The sequence below is a fragment of the Kitasatospora sp. NPDC022856 genome (genome assembly GCF_055561235.1).
Genome location: NZ_JBVHHE010000010.1, coordinates 195,363 through 212,582, shown reverse-complemented (window position 1 = coordinate 212,582; position 17,220 = coordinate 195,363). Strand labels below are relative to the sequence as shown.

The window sequence follows — 17,220 nt, the reverse complement described above, 5'->3', positions numbered from 1 at the left end:
CCCGCACCTCCCCCGGGACACTGCCACGATGACCGCCGCGAAGCACGCCCTCGACGCCCGGCTGCGGGTGGACCGCGCCGCCTTCAGCCTCGACCTCGCGCTCACCGCCGCCCCCGGCGAGGTGGTCGCCCTGCTCGGGCCGAACGGCGCCGGCAAGTCCACCGCGCTGCGGGCCCTCGCCGGGCTGCTCCCGCTCACCGCGGGCCATCTGCGGCTGGACGGCCGGGTGCTGGAGGACCCGGCCGAGCGGCTGCACACCCCCGCCGAGGAACGGCCGGTCGGCGTGGTGTTCCAGGACTACCTGCTCTTCCCGCACCTCAGCGCACTCGACAACGTGGCGTTCGGCCCGCGCTGCCAGGGCCGGCCCAAGCGCGCGGCCCGGGCCGAGGCGGCCGGCTGGCTGGAGCGGCTGGGCCTGGCCGAGCACGCGGGCACCCGCCCCGGCCGGCTCTCCGGCGGCCAGGCCCAGCGGGTCGCGCTCGCCCGGGCGCTGGCCGTCCGGCCCCGGCTGCTGCTGCTCGACGAGCCGCTGGCCGCCCTGGACGCCCGCACCCGGCTCGACGTCCGCTCGCAACTGCGGCGCCACCTGGCCGAGTTCGAGGCGGTGGCGGTGCTGGTGACGCACGATCCGCTGGACGCCATGGTGCTGGCCGACCGGCTGGTGGTGATCGAGGACGGCCGCGAGGTGCAGTCCGGGAGCCCCGCCGAGATCGCCCGGCGGCCGCGCACCGACTACATCGCCCGCCTGGTCGGTCTCAACCTGTACCAGGGCCTCGCGGACGGCCGCCGGGTCACGCTGGCCGACGGCACCGAGCTGGCCACCTCCGAGGAGCTGACCGGCCCGGCCTTCGTGGCCTTCCCGCCGGCCGCCGTGACGCTGCACCGGGAGCGGCCGCACGGCAGTGCGCGCAACGTCTGGAAGCTGGAGATCGCGGGGCTGGACCTGCACGGCGACCAGGTCCGCGCCGACCTGGCCGGCGCCCTCCCGATGGCGGCCGACCTCACCCCAGCCGCCGCGGCCGAACTCGACCTGGCGACCGGCACGTCCGTCTGGGCCTCGGTCAAGGCCGTCCAGACCCACGCCTACCCGGCCTGAGCGGGCCGCCGCCCGGAGCCGCCGGCCGGCGCCCGGCTACTCCGAGGGCTCCACGAACCCGGACTCGTACGCGGCGATCACCGCCTGGGTGCGGTCCCGCGCCCCGAGCTTCGCCAGCACGCTGCTGACGTGCGTCTTCACCGTCTGCACGCCGAGGAAGAGCTGCTCGGCGATCTCACCGTTGGTCAGCCCCCGGGCCACCAGGCGCAGCACCTCGGCCTCGCGCTCGGTCAGCGCGGCGCGGGCCATCGTGTCCCGGGCCGCCCGGTTGCCCTGGCCGGCGGCCAGACGGCGGATCGCGGTCGGGAAGAGCAGCGACTCACCCGCCGCGACCAGCCGGACGGCGTGGGCGATCTCCGCCGGGCGGGAGCGCTTCAGCAGGAAGCCGTCGGCCCCGGCGCGCAGGGCCTGGTAGACGTAGTCGTCGTTCTCGAAGGTGGTGACGACCAGGATCTTCGGCGGCTGCCCGCCGGAGCCGTCCGGCCCGCCGGGCGGCACGGCCCCGACGAGCGCGCGGGTCGCCGCGAGACCGTCCAGCCGGGGCATCCGGACGTCCATCAGCACCACGTGCGGGCGCAGTTCGCGCGCCATCGCGACCGCCTCGGCGCCGTCGGCGGCCTCGCCGACCACCCGCAGGTCGCCCTGCGCCTCCAGGACGGCCCGCAGCCCGGCCCGGACCAGCTCCTCGTCGTCGGCCAGCAGAATGTCGATCATCACGCGCCCAAGCGTAGGGGCAGCCGCACGGCCAGTACCCACTGCCCGGCCTCCGGCCCCGCCGCGGCCCCGCCGCCGAGCAGGGTGGCCCGTTCGCGGATGCCGCGAAGTCCCTTGCCGCCCCGGCGTGGTGACGCGCGGACGGCGGACGACGCCAGCGCGTTGGTGCAGCGCAGCTCCAACTGCCCCTCCCGCACCGTGATCCGGACGGTGATCGGCTCACCCGGCGCGTACTTGAGGGCGTTGGTGACACCCTCCTGGACGATCCGGTAACCCTCCCGGGAGAGCACCCCGGGCAGTTCCGCCGCCGGTACGCCGATCCACGCCTCGACCGGGCTGCCGGCCGCGCGCGCGGTGTCGAAGAGGGCGGGCAGCTGCCCGATGCCGGGCCGCTCGGTGGCCGGGCCGTCGGCGCCGTCCGCACCCTCGAAGGCCCCGCCCGTACCGGCGGTGTCGCGGGTCTCGCGGAGCAGGACGAGCGTGCGTTCCAGGTCCTCCATCGCCTGCCGGCCGGTCTCCTCGATGACTTCGAGCGCCTTGGCGACGAACGCCGGGTCGCCCACCTCCCGCGCCGCGCCCGCCTGGATGACCGTCACCGTCAGCGCGTGGCCGATGGAGTCGTGCAGCTCCCGGGCCAGCCGGTTGCGCTCCAGCAGGCGTTCGGCCCGCAGCTCGGCGGCGGCCAGCCGCTCGGCCGGGGACGGCCCCAGCAACCGCACCGCCATGGCGAGTTGGAGACGGCCCGCCCAGACCACCAGCCAGCCGAGGGCGAACATCAGCACCGGTGCCAGCAGCGGGTACCAGGTGAACCCCTCGCGCGCCGGGAGCCGGAGGCCGAAGAGGTCCGGCTCCGGCCGGACGAGCAGCCCGACGGCGGCGGCCGGCACCAGGACGGAAGGGAAGCCGACGGCCGTCCCGAGGGCCACCCGCCCGATCAGCCAGGCCGCCGTACGGCGCCGGTCGGCGAAGCCGCGGGCCGGCTCGGCCGCGATGTCCTGCTCCCGCGCGGGCATCAGCAGCAACCGGGCCTGGACACCCTCCGCCCGGCGCATCGCGGGTACCAGGGCGGCCGCCACGAGCAGCGCGACGTCCAGCGGGACGGCCAGTGCGAGCAGCCCGCCGAGGCTGCGCCCCTCCGTCCCCGGGAAGACCAGCAGGACGACGCCGGCGAAGATCAGACCGATCAGCAGATGGAGCCACCGCGCGTAGGTGGCGGCGCTCAGCAGCGGCGCGAGGATCCTGGGCATCCGGCCATCCTGCCAGGCCAGGCGCACGGACGGCCTCCCTCCCGGGAGGGAGGCCGGTCCCCTCCCCGGCGGGATCCGCCGCAGCCTCCGCTCCGGTCGAATAGGGCCATCGACAGAGAGGGAGGGCAGCCGTGATCCAGGTTCAGGGCCTCACCAAGGAGTACGACGGCACACGCGTGGTCGACGACCTCGACTTCGAGGTCCGGCCCGGTGTGGTGACGGGCTTCCTCGGGCCGAACGGCGCGGGCAAGACCACCACCATGCGACTGGTCCTCGGCCTGGACCGGCCGACCGCCGGCCGCGCGCTGGTCGGCGGCCGCCCCTACGCCGAACTGGCCGACCCGCTGCGGCAGGTCGGCGCGCTGCTGGACGCCCACGCCCTGCACGGCGGCCGCACCGCCCGCGGCCACCTGCGCTGGCTGGCCGCCGCGGGCGGCCTGCCGGAGCGCCGGGTGGCCGAGGTGCTCGGCCAGGTCGGTCTCGCCGACGCGGCCGGCCGCCGGATCCGCGGCTTCTCGCTCGGCATGCGCCAGCGCCTCGGCGTGGCCGCCGCGCTCCTCGGCGATCCGCCGGTGCTGATGCTCGACGAGCCGGTCAACGGCCTCGACCCGGAGGGCATCCGGTGGATCCGCACCCTGCTGCGCGAACTCGCCGCCGAGGGACGGTCGGTGCTGGTCTCCTCGCACCTGATGACCGAGATGGCGCTCACCGCCGACCACCTGGTGGTGATCGGCCGGGGCCGGCTGCTGGCGGACGCCGCCACCTCCGACTTCCTCGACCGCCACGGCCGCACCCGGGTCCGGGTCCGCGCGGTGGACCCGGTGAAGCTGGCCGCCCTGCTGGCCGGCTCCGACCTGGCCGCCGAGGCGGTGGACGGCGGCGCCTGGGAGGTCACCGGCGCCGAGCCGGAGCGGATCGCCGCACTCGCGGCGGCCAACGGCGTGGTGCTGTACGAGATCGCCGTCCAACAGGACTCGCTGGAGGAGGCCTTCATGCGGATGACCGCCGACAGCGTCGAGTACCGGGCGGTGGCGGCATGAGCGCCACCGGCACGCCCGTCCGCACCGGCTCCCCCGTCCGTACCGGCACGGCGCCGGCCCCGGGGTCCGCCCCGACGGGCTTCGGGCAGGTCCTGCGGTCCGAGTGGATCAAGCTCGTCACCCTGCGCTCGCTCTGGCTGACGCCGCTCCTGGCGGTCCTGCTGACGGCCGGGCTCGGCACCGCCACCGCCGCGGCGCTCGGCGACGAGGACGCCAGCCTGATCGACGACCCCGGCATCGGGATCCACTACGGCCTCAACTTCGGCCAGGCCGCCCTGACCTGCTTCGGCGTCCTGCTGGTCGGGCAGGAGTTCAACACCCGCATGATCGGCGTCTCGCTCACCGCCGTCCCCCGGCGCGGACGGTTCTACGCCGGGAAGCTCACCCTGGGCGCGCTGGTGGCCCTCGTCGTCGGCCTGCTCGGGACGGCCGGCTCCTTCGCGGGCTACGCCGCCTACGCCACCGGTGCCTGGGACGGCCCCGCCCTGCTCCGCAGCGCCACCGTCGGGGTGCTGTACCCGGTGCTGCTGGTGGTGACCTGCGTCGGCCTGACCGCCGTGCTGCGCAACCTCACCGCCGCGATGGGCCTGCTGGTGCCGACGGTCTTCCTGCTCTCCCCGCTGCTGGCCGGCGTGCCGGGGGTCCGCCGCGTGGTGCAGTTCCTGCCCGACCGGGCCGGCCAGTACGCGCTGCACTACGCCGACGATCCGCAGGTCGTCTACGGGCACTGGACCGGTCTGCTGATCATGGCCCTCTGGGCGGCCGCGGCCGCGTACGGCGGCCTGCGCGCGCTGCGCCGGGCCGACGCCTGACCGCCACTCCCCACGACCGGACCTGCTGGAAAGGACACCCCCGCGATGACCACCGCCGCCGTGCTCCGCTCGGAGCGGCTCAAGTTCACCACCCTCCGCTCGCAGTGGAGCACTCCGCTCGTCGCCCTCGCGCTGACCGTCGGCATCACCGCCGCCGTCAACGCCGCGTACGGGCAGGTGGACCACACCCCCGGCGAGGACCCGTCCATCGGGATCTACTACGGCCTGCAGTTCGGCCATGTCGCGGTGGCCTGCGTGGGCGTCCTGCTGATCGGGCAGGAGTTCAACACCCGCATGATCGCCGCCTCGCTCACCGCCGTCCCCCGGCGCGGGCGGCTCTACGGCGCGAAGCTGGCCCTCGGCGCCGGGCTCGGGCTGCTGCTGGGGCTGGTCTCCACGGCCGGCTCGTTCCTGGCCACCGCCGCGACCGTGGGGGTGGACCTCACCGTCCCCGGTACCGGGCGCAGCTTCCTCGCCGGGGTGCTCTACCACCCGCTGCTGATCGTGCTCTGCCTCGGGCTGACCGCCGTCCTGCGCAACCTCAGCGCCGCGCTCGGCCTGCTCACGCCGATGCTCTTCCTCGGCACCACCGTGCTGACGGCGATCCCCGGGGTGCGCGAGGCGGCGCAGTTCCTGCCCGACCGGGCCGGCTTCCACGCGATGCGCACCCAGGCGGACCCGACGGTGCACTACGGCCACTGGACCGGTCTGCTGATCATGGCCCTCTGGGCGGCCGCGGCGGCCTGCGCCGGTCTGCGCTCGGTGCGCCGGTACGCGGTCCGCGCCGGGTGACCGGCGGCGGTCGCCCGGCCCGCCCACCGGCCCCGGTCAGCCGCGCCGCAGCGCCGGGTGCTCCGCGACCACCGTGCAGCTCCCCGGGGCGATCTCGGTGAACCCCGCGTCCTGGACCAGCGGCAGACCGCTCGCCACCAGCTCCGCCCAGGCCTGCGGGGTGGCCGTCCGGACCGCCAGCGCGAAGCCGGACTCCGCCCACTCCTTGCGCTGCGCGTCGTCCAGCCGCCACCAGGCGAGCTGGGCGGCGTGGCCGGTCTGGGCCATCGTCTTGCCGGCGCTCATCTCCAGCTCCGGGTTGAGCCAGAGCACCGGCAGGCCCGCCCCGGACTCGGCGACCGGACCGCTCTCCTCCAGATCGGTGCCGGAGACCTGGAGCTTGGCGAGCTCCTTGGGCCAGCCGTCGAGCGGGACCGGCGGGAACACCCGCACCTCCGCCTCCCGGCCGGCCACCGTGATGCCCGGCAGCTCGCCCGCCCGGCGCCACTCGCCGCCCCGGGCGCGCCGGACGACCTTGCGGATCCGGGCGTCCTCCCAGGCCTCGACCCGCTCGGCCCACTCGCCGTCCGGCGCGGTGACCCGGGGGTCGGAGAGCAGGGTGAGCACGGCCCGCGCCGAGGTCTCCAGCGCGTCGGTCCGCCCGGGCGGGGTGGCCCGCTCCAGGCGGACGACCAGCGGCAGCACGTACTGCGGCCGGGCGTCGCGGTCCTCGGGAGCAGGGGCGGGGACGGGGGCGTCGAACGGAGAAGTCACCCGTCCAGCATGCCAGCCCGCACGCGGCGGTGATCACGCCAGGTCGGCCGGGACGCACCGCCGGGCCCGGGGCTCGTACCGGGGGCCGGCGGCCCGGTCAGCGCAGGCGCTGCCGCAACTCCTCGACGGCGGTCCGGATACCCGCGCTGTACGCGTCCTGCGGCAGCGCGTCGAGGCTCCGCACGGCGCGCTCCAGCTGCTCGCGCGCCGGCTCGGGCTCGCCGAGCTTGAGGTGGTCGGAGGCCAGGTTGAGGTGCAGGGCCGGGTAGAACGCCCGGACCTGGAGGGCGGCCGCGTAGGTCTGCGCGCGCTCGGCGGTCAGCGAGTCGGCGGCGGCCAGGGCCCGGCGGTCCCACTCCAGCTCGGCGTGCGGATCGTCCTGCAGATCGGCCAGGTAGTGGGCGAGCACGCAGCGGTGGAAGACGTCGCCGCGTTCGCCGAGCTCGTGCCAGAGCTGCTCGAAGCTCTCCCGGGCCTGCGCCCGCCGCCCGCGCTGGGCGGCCTCGACGCCCTCCAGGCCCAGCGTGAGCCGCTCCAGCACGCGGTCGTCGGCACCGGCGGCGTCGTGCGCACCGGCATCGGCGGCTCCGTCGGCGGCATCGGCGGCTCCGGCGGCGGCTCCGAAGGCGCGGGCACCGGAGACGGCGGTACCCAGCGCGGCGGCCGCACCCGCGTCGGCGAGGCCCGCACCGGCGGCGGGCCCGTCAGGAATGTCTGACAAATCGGACATGCCCGCAGCCTAACCGTCCGCCGCGCCCCCCGCCCCACCCGGCCGGGCCGCCCCGTCCCGCGCCGTCAGCGCCGGTAGCCGCGCTGCGGATCCCGCTCCTCGGCGTCCTCGTACACCAGGAACCAGCCCTCCGGGTGGGTCGCCGCGAGCAGCAGTTCGGTGCGCTGCTCGGTGCTCAGCTCCGGATCGCCGTCGTCCGGCCCGAAGACCCCGAAGAGCTCGTCGTGGCAGCCGTCCCAGTCGTAGTCGTAGAGGTCGGCCGGCAGGTCGCCCATCATGTCGGCGACCGACTCCGGCTGCGCGCCGAGCAGCGTGCGGGCGTCCACCAGGGCCATCCGCAGCGCGATCTCCTCGGCCAGGTTCCGCGGCAGCGGCCACTCACCGAGCGCGAGGTCGTCGGCGAGGTCGTCGAAGGCGCGGGCCATCGCCCGGCGCCAGTTCCGGTGCTGGCGCCAGGTGCGCTGCGGCAGCCGGGCGAAGACCGTCCAGTCCGTCTCGTCGCCGTCGCCGACCGGCTCGTCCTCGTGCTCCTCCAGGTCGTCGTACGCGGCGTCGGCCAGGCCCAGCAGCTGGGCGTGGAGGAGGCAGGCCGTGCGCGGGGTCAGCGTCCAGTCGCCGGCCCCGCCGCCGCCGTCCTCGTCCTCGCCGCCGTCCAGCGGGAACAACTCGGCGAAATCCGGCGCGAAGTCCTCGGTCACGCTGATCTCCAGCGTGCCGCCGATCGCCTCGACACCGGCGATCGCGGCCACCAGCCGGTCCGGGTGCAGCAACGCGCCGAGCGCCGCGTTGGCGTCCTCGGACACCTCGCGCAGCAGCTCACGGCGCTGACCCGCCGGGTCGACGCCCGCGAAGTCCAACTCCTCGACGGCCGCGATCGCGGCTGCCCGCAACGCCGGCCAGTCGGTGATCCGCAGGCCCAGCACCACCGTCGCCTCGATCTCCTGCGCGCCCGAGTCCTCCGCCGCGCCCGGCCCCTGTGGATGATCGCTTCGCTCGCCCATGGGGCTACGGTACGGCCTTTCCGCCGACCGATCACCGGTCCGTCCGGCATCTCGACGCCTTCTCCGCCGGTTCCCGGCCATGCCTCTGCCCACCGGCGGTACGCAGCCCGCAGGATGGCCCCATGGCTAACATCGACGAATTCGGCGGCGGGCAGCGCCCGGACGCCCAGGTCCTGGTCGTGACCACCAACGACATCCCCGGCTTCCGGGTCGACCACGTCATCGGCGAGGTCTTCGGCCTGACGGTCCGCAGCCGGCACATCGGCAGCCAGATCGGCGCCTCCCTGAAGTCACTGGTCGGCGGCGAGCTGCGGGGTCTGACGAAGACCCTGGTGGAGAGCCGCAACGAGGCGATGGAGCGCCTGGTCGAGCAGACCAAGGCACGCGGCGGAAACGCGGTCCTGATGTTCCGGTTCGACGTGACGGAGGCGCTGGACGCGGGGACCGAGGTCTGCGCCTACGGCACCGCCGTGGTGATCTCCCCGCTCACCTGAGCCGGCCGCCCGAGCCCCTGGCCGCACCCACCGCCGGTTCCCGGCGCGAGGGTCCTCCCCCGCGCCGGGAACACTCCCCGCCCGCGGGATGTTTCACCGGCGTGACTGTTTACGGTGCAACCAACCTGGGGGCGGTCGAGCCCGGGGCCGCCCCGCTCGCCGCCGACGCCGCCCCGGGAGCCGGCCGGACGACCCGACGGGTGGACGTCCTGGTGGTCGGGGCCGGGCAGGCCGGTCTGTCCGCCGCCTACCACCTGCGCCGCCGCGGCTTCGCCCCCTACCGGGAGGACGCCGACGGCGGCTTCGTCGTCCTCGACGCCGGCTCCGCCCCCGGCGGCGCCTGGGCGCACCGCGCGCCCTCGCTGCGGATGGCCACCGTGCACGGCTTCCACGACCTGCCCGACTTCGAACTCCCCGAGCCCGACCCGGACGCACCCGCGCGCGAGGTGGTTCCGGGGTACTTCACGGCGTACGAGGCGAAGCACGCGCTCCCGGTGGTGCGCCCCGTCCACGTCCGGGCGGTGCGCTCCGAGTCCGACCGGCCGGACGCCCGCCTGCTGGTCGGGACGGACGCCGGTACCTGGTCCACCCGGGCGCTGATCAACGCCACCGGCACCTGGACCCGCCCCTTCGTGCCGCACTACCCCGGCCACTTCGCCGGGCGGCAGCTGCACTACGCCGAGTACCGGGGGCCGCCGGAGTTCGCCGGAAAGCGCGTCCTGGTGGTCGGCGGCGGCGCCTCGGCGGTCCAGGTGCTGTCCGAGGTCGCGGCCGTGGGCGAGACGGTCTGGGTCACCCGCACCCCGCCCGTCTTCCACGAGGGCCCCTTCACCCCCGAGTACGGCCGCGCGGTGGTCGCCAAGGTCGAGGAGCGGGTCCGCCAGGGGCTGCCGGTGCGCAGCGTGGTGAGCGTGACCGGGCTCGGCCCGTCCGTCGCCTACCGCCGGGCCGAGGAGCTCGGCGCCCTGCACCGCCGGCCGATGTTCGACCGCCTCACCGAACACGGCGTCGCCTGGGGCGAGCGGGAGCTGGCGGTCGACGCGATCGTCTGGGCCACCGGGTTCCGCCCCGAGGTCGGCCACCTCGCCCCGCTCGGCCTGCGCTCCCCCGGCGGCGGGATCGCCCTCACCGGCACCCGGGCCACCGTCGACCCGCGCGTCCACCTGGTCGGCTACGGCCCGTCCGCCAGCACCGTCGGCGCCAACCGGGCGGGCCGGGCCGCCGTCCACGACATCGTCGCGCTGCTCGGACCGCCGGCCGGGGCGGCCGCGGTGCCCGCTCAGCGGTCGTAGTCGACCGTCACCCGGTCGGTGAGCGGGCGGGCCTGGCAGGTCAGCACGTAGCCGGCGGCCAGCTCCTTCTCCTCCAGCGCGAAGTTGCGGCGCATCTCCACCTCGCCCTCGGTGACCAGGGCGCGGCACGTACCGCAGACCCCGCCCTTGCAGGCGAACGGCAGGTCGGGGCGGGAGCGCTGGGCGCCGTCCAGGACGGACCGGTCGCGCGGCAGCGTGAGCGTGCTGCCGCGCCCGTCGAGGACGACGGTGACCTCGCTGTGCGCGACGCCGTCCGCCGGACCGGACGGCTCGGTGCGCTCGGCGGCCGGCTCGTCCTCGGCGTGGAACAGCTCCTGGTGCACCCGCGCGGTCGGCACGCCCAGCCCGGCCAGCAGTTCCTTGGCGCCGGTGACCATCCCGAACGGCCCGCAGAGCCACCAGTGACCGACCGCCGGCACGTCCACCAGCGCGCTCAGCAGCGCCTCGACCCGCTCCGGGTCCAGCCGCCCGCTGAGCAGCTCGGCGTCCCGGGTCTCCCGGGAGAGCACGTGCACCAGCTGGAACCGGCCGAGGTAGCGGTCCTTCAGGTCGGCCAGCTCGTCGGCGAACATCACGGTGTCGCTGCGCCGGTTGCCGTAGAGCAGCGTGACGGTCGAGGTGCGGTCGGCGGCCAGGACGGAGGCGGCGATGGAGAGCATCGGGGTGATGCCGGAGCCGGCCGCCAGCAGCACGTGGTCGGCGGGCTCGCCGAGCGTGGGGGTGAAGAGCCCGGACGGGGTCAGCACCTCGACCTCCTCGCCCGCCCGCGCCTCCCGCACCAGCCGGCGGGAGAACAGCCCGCCGGGCACCTCGCGGACGGCGATCCGCAGCGGGCCGCCGACGGGGGCGCAGATCGAGTACGAGCGGCGCTCGTCGGTGCCGTCCACCACCTGGCGCAGCGTCAGCGTCTGTCCGGGGCGGAACGCGAACTCCTCGGCGAGCGCCTCCGGCACCTCGAAGGTCACCGCGACGGCGTCGTCGCAGAGCCGCTCCACCTCGGCGATCCGCAGGTGGTGGAAGGCCGGACGCCGGGCGGCCGGGGCGGGGCCGGGGGCCTGCTCGGCACTGGTGGCCGGGGCGGGGCCGGTGGCCGGGGCGGGGCTGGCGGCCATTCAGATCTCCTTGACGCGTTCGAAGGGCTCGCGGCAGTCCCGGCAGCGCCACAGCGCCTTGCAGGCGGTCGAGCCGAAGCGGGACAGCTCCTCGGTGTCGGTGCCGCCGCAGAGCGGGCAGGCCACCACACGGCGGGTCGGGCCGAGGGCCAGCAGGCCGGGGGACGACCGGTGCGCCGACGCCCGGTCGGGCGGCGCGATGCCCGCCTCGGCGAGCTTGCGGCGGCCCTCCTCGGTGATCAGGTCCGTCGACCACGGCGGGTCCAGCCGCAGCCGCACCCGGACGTCCGGGTACCCCGCCGCGTGCAGGCGGCGGTCCACATCGGCCGCCATCTCCGCGACGGCCGGGCACCCGGAGTAGGTCGGGGTCAGCCAGGCGGTCACCGTCGCACCGCCCTCCTCCACCTCGGCCAGCACCCCGAGGTCGGCCAGGGTGAGCATGGGCAGCTCCGGATCCGGGACGCTCGCCGCGACCTCCCAGGCCCGGCCGCGCGGGGTGGTCACCATGTCGCCCCCGGGTGCGCGCGGGCCACCACCTGGAACTCGGCCAGCAGCGGACCGAGCGCCTCGGTGTGCACGCCGTCCCGCCCGGCCCGGCCGCCGACCGTGGCCAGCCCCGGCACCTCGGGCACGGTCAGCCCGGCCTCGGCGAGGACGGCGGCCAGCGAGCGCAGCACCGGCTCGCGCAGGCCGGCCGGGTCCACGCCGACCCGCAGCTCCACCGGATGCGCCGTGAACAGCTCCTCCACCAGCGGCCAGACCGCGTCCAGACCGGCCTGCATCCGCAGCGCCGAGTACGGCGTCCCGTCGCCGAGCCGCAGCGTCCAGGCGGTGGCGTACTCGCGGTGGTAGGCCAGCTCCTTGACGCCCCGGGCGGCGACCGCCGCCAACACGGGGTCGCGGTGCGTGGCCAGCGCCTCGTACAGCGCGCCGCGCGCGGTCGCGAAAACCAGCAGCCGGGCGACCGAGAACGCGAAGTCCCCGTTCTCCGCCTCGACCAGCCGGACGTTGCGGAAGTCGTGCTCCTCGCGCCAGTACGCCAGGTCGTCCTCGGTGCGGCCGGAGCCGTCCGCCTGGCCGGCCCGGGTGAGCAGCTGGCGGGCCTGGCCGAGCAGGTCGAGGCCCAGGTTGGCGAGCGCGACCTCCTCCTCCAGCTCCGGCGCCCGGGTGCACCACTCGGTGAGCCGCTGGGCGAGGACGAGGGCGTCGTCGCCCAGCATCAGGCAGTACGCGGCGAGGTCGGCGCCGTCCAGGCCGGGCGGCACGGCGGTGTCCACCCCGAGCAGCGGGTCGGCGAAGCCCGTCCCGTACGCCCAGCGGCCTTCGCCCTCGGGCTCGTCGGACGCCTCGGAGAGGCTCAGGTAGACGTGGTCGTCTGTCATGGTCGTGCTGCTCCCCGTCAGATGTGCGGGACATCCTCGGGGATGTCGTAGAAGGTCGGGTGGCGGTACACCTTGTCGCCGCTGGGGGCGAAGAAGGGGTCGCGCTCGTCCGGGGTCGAGGCGGTGATCGCGGCGGAGGGGACCACCCAGAGGCTGACGCCCTCGTTGCGCCGGGTGTAGAGGTCACGGGCGGCGAGCAGCGCCATCCGGTCGTCGGCCGCGTGCAGCGAGCCGACGTGGACGTGGTTCAGTCCGCGCCGGGGGCGCACGAACACCTCGTAGAGCGGCCAGCCGGCCTTGGACTCGGTCACTTTCCGTTCTCCTCGCTCTGCGCGCTCGGCGCTTCGGGTCCGGCCGTCGGGGCCGGGGCGGTGGCAGCCGGGGAGGTGGCGGCCGGGGCGGTCGGGCGGCTCTCCGCCCGGCGCTTGCGCGCGTAGGCGGTGGCCGCCTCGCGGACCCAGGCGCCGTCCTCGTGGGCCGCGCGGCGGCGGTCCACCCGCTGGGCGTTGCACGGGCCCTGGCCCTGGATGACCCTGGTCAGCTCGGACCAGTCCGGCTCGCCGAAGTCCCAGCAGCCCCGGTCCTCGTTCCAGCGCAGCGCCGGGTCGGGCAGCGTGACCCCGAGGTGGTCCGCCTGCGGGACGGTCATGTCGACGAAGCGCTGCCGCAGCTCGTCGTTGGTGTGGCGCTTGATCCGCCAGCCCATCGAGCGGGCGGTGTTCGGCGACTCCGCGTCGGAGGGACCGAACATCATCAGGGACGGCCACCACCAGCGGTCCACCGCGTCCTGGACCATCCGCCGCTGGGCGTCGGTGCCGCGCATCAGCGTCATCAGCAGTTCGTAGCCCTGGCGCTGGTGGAAGGACTCCTCCTTGCAGATCCGGACCATCGCGCGCGCGTACGGGCCGTAGCTGCAGCGGCAGAGCGGTACCTGGTTGCAGATCGCGGCGCCGTCGACCAGCCAGCCGATCACACCGACGTCGGCGAAGGTGAGGGTCGGGTAGTTGAAGATCGAGGAGTACTTCTGGCGGCCGGAGATCAGCTTCTCGGTCAGCTCCGCCCGGTCCACGCCGAGGGTCTCGGCGGCGGCGTAGAGGTAGAGGCCGTGGCCGGCCTCGTCCTGGGCCTTGGCGAGCAGGATCGCCTTGCGGCGCAGCGACGGGGCACGGGTGAGCCAGTTGCCCTCGGGCTGCATGCCGATGATCTCGGAGTGGGCGTGCTGGGCGATCTGGCGGATCAGGGTGGCCCGGTAGGCGTCGGGCATCCAGTCCCGGGGTTCGATCCGCTGCTCGGCGGCGACGACCGCCTCGAACCGCTCCTCCTGCGTCTGCGCGGAGGCCGGTTCGGCCACCTCTGTTGTCACCACTCGCCCCTCTCGCGTCCTGTCCCTGCGGTCCGCGCCCGGCGGCCGGTGCCCCGGCGGCCGGTGCCCCGGCGGCCGGTGCCCGGGCGCGATCCGCTCGCGTCCCCGCACCGGCGCCCCGTGCACCGGCCACCGGCAGCGCGGTGTGCCGGGCTCGGCCGCCGCCCTCACGGCAACCGACTGACCGTTCGGTCGGTACCATTGTGCGCGGTGAGGCGGCGCCCTGACAAGGGAACCGGGCCGCCCGGGGTCCGCCGGGGCTCGCTCCCGCGCCGGGGACCGCCCCGGGCGGGGGTGCGGGTGGCGGCCGCCGTCTCCCCGGGGGCCTCACCGGGGCCCCGCTGTGGCCTCGCCGGACCCCGCTGGGCAGCGACCCGTCCGTCGCGGCACGTCACCGCGGCCCCGGCGCGGGAGCCGCTCACCGCAGCCGGCCGCACGGCGGTGGGCCCGCCGTCCGGGGTCGGACGACGGGCCCACCCGGCCCGGCCCGCCGCTACCGCGACGGGGGCGCGCTCACCCCTCCGACCGGTCCCGCAGGCGCGGCAGCGGTACGGCGAGGAGCGCCGCCAGCAGCGCGATCCGGGGCGCCAGCTGATCGATCCGGATGTGCTCGTGCCGGGCGTGCGCCCCGGCCCCGACCGCGCCGAAGCCGTCCAGCGTCGGCAGGCCGCGCGAGCCCGGCAGGTTGGTGTCACCGGCGCCGCCGGCCGGGCCGCCGTCCAGTTGCTGCCCGAGCACCGCCGCGAGCGACCGGACGTGCCGCAGCAGCGGGTTGGCGGTGCGCTCCGGCCAGGCCGGCCGGCTGGACAGGACCTCCGTCCGCACCCGGGCCCCGGGCCGCAGCGCGGTGAGCCGGGCGAGGCTGTCGAGCGTGCGGCGCTGCGCCTCACCGGTGGAGAAGCGCAGACCCAGCTCGGCCTCGGCCCGGCCGGCGACCACGTTGGCGCGGGTACCGCCGCTGATCCGCCCGGCGTTGAGCTCGGTACCGGGCCGGCGGGCGAGGTCACGGACCGCGACCAGCTGGTCGACCAGCTCGTCCACCGCGGAGACCCCCTCGCCGGCGTCGTTGCCGGCGTGCGCCTCCCGCCCGGTGACGGTGAGCCGCACCCGGGTGCTGCCCCGGCGGGCGGTCTTGAGCCGGCCGTCCGGGTGCGGCGGTTCGAGCCCCAGGACGGCCACCGCGCCGCGCAGTTGGCGCTCGACCAGGCGTCTGCCGTCCGGGCTGCCGACCTCCTCGTCCGAGACCACGACCAGCCGGACGGTGCGGTGCGGGCGCTGACCGAGGTCGGCCAGCAGGGCGAACGCGCCCTCCAGGACGGCGAGTCCGCCCTTCATGTCGACGACGCCGGGGCCGCTGAGGGTGCCGTCCTGCTCGGTCACCGGCCAGTCGTTCAGGATCCCGGCCGGCCAGACGGTGTCGTGGTGGCCGACCACGAGGAGGTGCGGCAGGCTCTCGTCCTGGCCGTCCCACTGGAGCACCAGGTGATCACCGGCGGGGCCGGGCTCGCGGTGGGCGGTGGCGCCGGTCGCGCGGAATCCGGCGGCCAACTCCTCGGCGAGGGCGTCGAGTCGGGGCGCGTCGCCACTGGGCGACTCGATACGGGCGAGGTCCGCGCAGCGGCGTCGGACGGCTCCGGCCAGCGTACGGGCGCGGGAGCCGAGGGCCTGGGGCAGTCCGGGGAGGGCGGCGGTCAGGCCGGCGTGGGGATCACCGTCGGCGGCCGGAGGGGCGGGCGGCTCCACGGGCAACGCCTGGGCGGAGGCGGTGGGGCGGGCCGACGGGGCGGGCTCGGGCCGGGGCGGCGTCGCGGCCGGTGTCGCGACCGGTGCCGCGGCCGGCGCCGGTGCGGACCGCACCGCCTGTACCGCCGCAGCCACGGCCGCGGCCTTGGGTGTGGTTGTGGTTTGACCTGGGGCCGTGGCCGTGGCTGCGGCGGTGGCCGTGGCTGTGGCTGTGGCTGTGGCTGTGGCGAGAGTCACAGGGGCGACGGTGGCCGAGGAGGGGCCGGCGGCCGCGGTGGTCACGGTCGACGCGGCGGGCGGCCGGACGGTTTGAGGACTCAACGCTCGCCTCCGCGGCCGCCGCCGGTATTCAGCGGCCGGACCGGCCGACCGGACCAGCCCGGGTGCCCGGACCAGCCGGGGCGCGCGGCCCCGGCCCGGCGTACGACCTGCCAGGTCGGCCCGTCTGGCCCAAGTGCGGTGGAACGGCTGGGCGGCATGCTTGGCATTGCGTCCTCCTCGCTCGATCCGGAGGCCCCGGTCGGCCCGGAGCCCCCGTGGACGGCGGCTTCGATGCGGCGGGCGCAGCAACGGCACCACCACGGGGAAGCCGAGATGTGAGCCTAGAAGAACCGTTCGGCTTCCTGCGAGGTGGCCCTGCTCCCAGCGCGCCGGAGGGCCGGGCCCTGCCTCGGGCACCCGTCGGAGAACGGCGGCGGGCGCACGGCGCGCGGGCCTGGATCGGCGCGCGAGCGCGGTCGCCGGATCGCGCCCATCTCCACCATGGACCCGGCGCCCGGGTTCGGCAGCCCAAACGCCCAAGGCGCGGGTTTTCCACGCCGGATGGGTGACCCCGGCTCAGCGCCCGGTACGAGGAAGCGGGCCGTCGGCGCGGCCGTCCGTCGCGATACGCGGCGGCGGCGGAGGCACTCGTGGTGCGGCCCGTCGGCCGGGTGGACGTCGCGGCGGAGGTGACCGGGCGAGAGCACCGGGGCGGCGCGCCCGGGGCCGGCCCGGGCGACCCGGCACCGGCCCAAGTGCGTTGCCCGGGCGCCCGGTTGCCCCTCGCCGGGGGCGACCCGCGGTCCACCGGACGGCGAGGCCGTCCGGCGCGGAGACGGCGCGGCCGCGGCAACACCCGGCCGACCGACGGGCGGTGCGGCCGCCGGAACTCGATGATGGACCGGGGCCGGCCCCGGCCCCGCGACCTACCGCGAGGAGCCTTCGATGACCGTCACCGTGCACGACGCCGAGGCCGAGAACCGCTTCGAGGCCCGGGTGGACGGCGCCCCGGCGGGCTTCGCCGAGTACATCCGCAGCGACCGGCTGGTGGTCTACCCGCACACCGTGGTCGAGCCGGCGTTCGAGGGGCAGGGGGTCGGCAGCGCGCTGGCCCGGGCCGCGCTGGACGACGCACGCGAACGGGGCCTGGCGGTACTGGCGACCTGCCCGTTCATCAAGGGCTGGATGCTGCGCCACCCCGAGTACACGGATCTGGCCTACGAGAACCGCAGCCGGGTGAGCGACTGACGAATGACAGGTGACGACTGACAGGTGACAGGCAACAGGTGACAGCTGACGACTGACAGATGACGGCTGACAAACTTTGAAATCTGTCAGTCGAGGTGCCATAGTGGAACCCGGCAGGC

At 76.1% G+C, this 17,220-nt stretch carries 18 protein-coding genes; 7 read left to right on the top strand and 11 right to left on the bottom strand.

Annotation, left to right across the window (positions count from 1 at the left end; genetic code table 11):
* The first annotated feature begins 28 nt into the window (after positions 1-28).
* Positions 29-1,096, top strand: coding sequence for an ABC transporter ATP-binding protein (locus ACZ34W_RS15215; protein WP_465604180.1), 1,068 nt, complete (start codon positions 29-31; stop codon positions 1,094-1,096).
* A gap of 36 nt (positions 1,097-1,132) precedes the next feature.
* Here ACZ34W_RS15215 and ACZ34W_RS15210 read toward each other — a convergent pair whose 3' ends face one another.
* Entirely contained in the window at positions 1,133-1,813 is a 681-nt protein-coding gene (locus tag ACZ34W_RS15210) for a response regulator transcription factor (protein ID WP_329490506.1), read from the bottom strand.
* A complete protein-coding gene (locus ACZ34W_RS15205; RefSeq protein ID WP_465604178.1) occupies positions 1,810-3,057 on the bottom strand; it encodes a sensor histidine kinase in 1,248 nt (415 codons plus the stop codon). The genes ACZ34W_RS15210 and ACZ34W_RS15205 overlap by 4 nt, the downstream gene beginning before the upstream one ends.
* A 131-nt stretch (positions 3,058-3,188) precedes the next feature.
* Between ACZ34W_RS15205 and ACZ34W_RS15200 the strand changes: the two genes are divergently transcribed.
* Genes ACZ34W_RS15200 through ACZ34W_RS15190 form a run of 3 tightly spaced genes read left to right on the top strand, consistent with a single transcriptional unit; the run spans position 3,189 to position 5,701 of the window.
* The gene (locus tag ACZ34W_RS15200; RefSeq protein WP_359804241.1) at positions 3,189-4,097 is read left to right on the top strand and encodes an ABC transporter ATP-binding protein; all 909 of its coding nucleotides are present in this window, start codon (positions 3,189-3,191) and stop codon (positions 4,095-4,097) included.
* Positions 4,094-4,909 carry an ABC transporter permease gene (locus ACZ34W_RS15195; RefSeq protein WP_465604175.1) on the top strand — a complete coding sequence of 272 codons (816 nt, stop codon included), beginning with the start codon at positions 4,094-4,096 and terminating at the stop codon, positions 4,907-4,909. Before ACZ34W_RS15200 ends, ACZ34W_RS15195 begins: the two co-directional genes overlap by 4 nt.
* Before the next feature lie 45 nt (positions 4,910-4,954).
* Complete coding sequence (locus ACZ34W_RS15190) at positions 4,955-5,701, top strand: hypothetical protein (protein WP_359804239.1); 747 nt, start codon at positions 4,955-4,957, stop codon at positions 5,699-5,701.
* 36 nt (positions 5,702-5,737) lie between these two features.
* On the opposite strand, the gene ACZ34W_RS15185 is transcribed toward ACZ34W_RS15190, so the two are convergent.
* From ACZ34W_RS15185 to ACZ34W_RS15175, 3 genes are all read right to left on the bottom strand, one after another.
* Complete coding sequence (locus ACZ34W_RS15185; protein WP_329490501.1) at positions 5,738-6,454, bottom strand: aminoacyl-tRNA hydrolase; 717 nt, start codon at positions 6,452-6,454, stop codon at positions 5,738-5,740.
* A 97-nt stretch (positions 6,455-6,551) separates the two neighbouring features.
* Positions 6,552-7,184, bottom strand: coding sequence for a hypothetical protein (locus ACZ34W_RS15180; protein WP_465604173.1), 633 nt, complete (start codon positions 7,182-7,184; stop codon positions 6,552-6,554).
* Between the two features lie 65 nt (positions 7,185-7,249).
* Positions 7,250-8,185, bottom strand: a complete 936-nt coding sequence (locus ACZ34W_RS15175) for a hypothetical protein (protein ID WP_329490499.1) — start codon at positions 8,183-8,185, stop codon at positions 7,250-7,252.
* A 122-nt stretch (positions 8,186-8,307) separates the two neighbouring features.
* Here ACZ34W_RS15175 and ACZ34W_RS15170 point away from each other — a divergent pair, with 122 nt between their 5' ends.
* Both ACZ34W_RS15170 and ACZ34W_RS15165 read left to right on the top strand, forming a co-directional pair.
* Positions 8,308-8,679 carry a YbjQ family protein gene (locus tag ACZ34W_RS15170; protein WP_329490498.1) on the top strand — a complete coding sequence of 124 codons (372 nt, stop codon included), beginning with the start codon at positions 8,308-8,310 and terminating at the stop codon, positions 8,677-8,679.
* A 200-nt stretch (positions 8,680-8,879) separates the two neighbouring features.
* The gene (locus ACZ34W_RS15165; RefSeq protein WP_465604283.1) at positions 8,880-9,971 is read left to right on the top strand and encodes an NAD(P)-binding domain-containing protein; all 1,092 of its coding nucleotides are present in this window, start codon (positions 8,880-8,882) and stop codon (positions 9,969-9,971) included.
* Here ACZ34W_RS15165 and paaE read toward each other — a convergent pair.
* The 6 genes from paaE to ACZ34W_RS15135 all read right to left on the bottom strand — a co-directional run bounded on the left by paaE (position 9,959) and on the right by ACZ34W_RS15135 (position 15,592).
* Positions 9,959-11,104: a 1,2-phenylacetyl-CoA epoxidase subunit PaaE gene (gene paaE, locus ACZ34W_RS15160; protein WP_465604170.1), complete on the bottom strand. Its 1,146-nt coding sequence runs from the start codon at positions 11,102-11,104 to the stop codon at positions 9,959-9,961. The two genes, ACZ34W_RS15165 and paaE, sit on opposite strands and share 13 nt — an antisense overlap.
* Positions 11,105-11,611 (bottom strand): 1,2-phenylacetyl-CoA epoxidase subunit PaaD, encoded by a 507-nt coding sequence (gene paaD, locus ACZ34W_RS15155; protein WP_465604168.1) that lies wholly within the window; start codon positions 11,609-11,611, stop codon positions 11,105-11,107.
* Entirely contained in the window at positions 11,605-12,486 is an 882-nt protein-coding gene (gene paaC / locus ACZ34W_RS15150; RefSeq protein ID WP_352291080.1) for a 1,2-phenylacetyl-CoA epoxidase subunit PaaC, read from the bottom strand. Before paaC ends, paaD begins: the two co-directional genes overlap by 7 nt.
* A 17-nt stretch (positions 12,487-12,503) precedes the next feature.
* Complete coding sequence (gene paaB, locus ACZ34W_RS15145) at positions 12,504-12,797, bottom strand: 1,2-phenylacetyl-CoA epoxidase subunit PaaB (RefSeq protein WP_329490494.1); 294 nt, start codon at positions 12,795-12,797, stop codon at positions 12,504-12,506.
* Positions 12,794-13,837, bottom strand: a complete 1,044-nt coding sequence (gene paaA / locus ACZ34W_RS15140) for a 1,2-phenylacetyl-CoA epoxidase subunit PaaA (RefSeq protein WP_465604281.1) — start codon at positions 13,835-13,837, stop codon at positions 12,794-12,796. Before paaA ends, paaB begins: the two co-directional genes overlap by 4 nt.
* A 525-nt stretch (positions 13,838-14,362) precedes the next feature.
* Complete coding sequence (locus ACZ34W_RS15135) at positions 14,363-15,592, bottom strand: M20/M25/M40 family metallo-hydrolase (protein WP_465604165.1); 1,230 nt, start codon at positions 15,590-15,592, stop codon at positions 14,363-14,365.
* Positions 15,593-16,798: 1,206 nt separating this feature from the next.
* Between ACZ34W_RS15135 and ACZ34W_RS15130 the strand changes: the two genes are divergently transcribed.
* Entirely contained in the window at positions 16,799-17,101 is a 303-nt protein-coding gene (locus ACZ34W_RS15130; RefSeq protein WP_396487906.1) for a GNAT family N-acetyltransferase, read from the top strand.
* Positions 17,102-17,220: the final 119 nt, after the last annotated feature.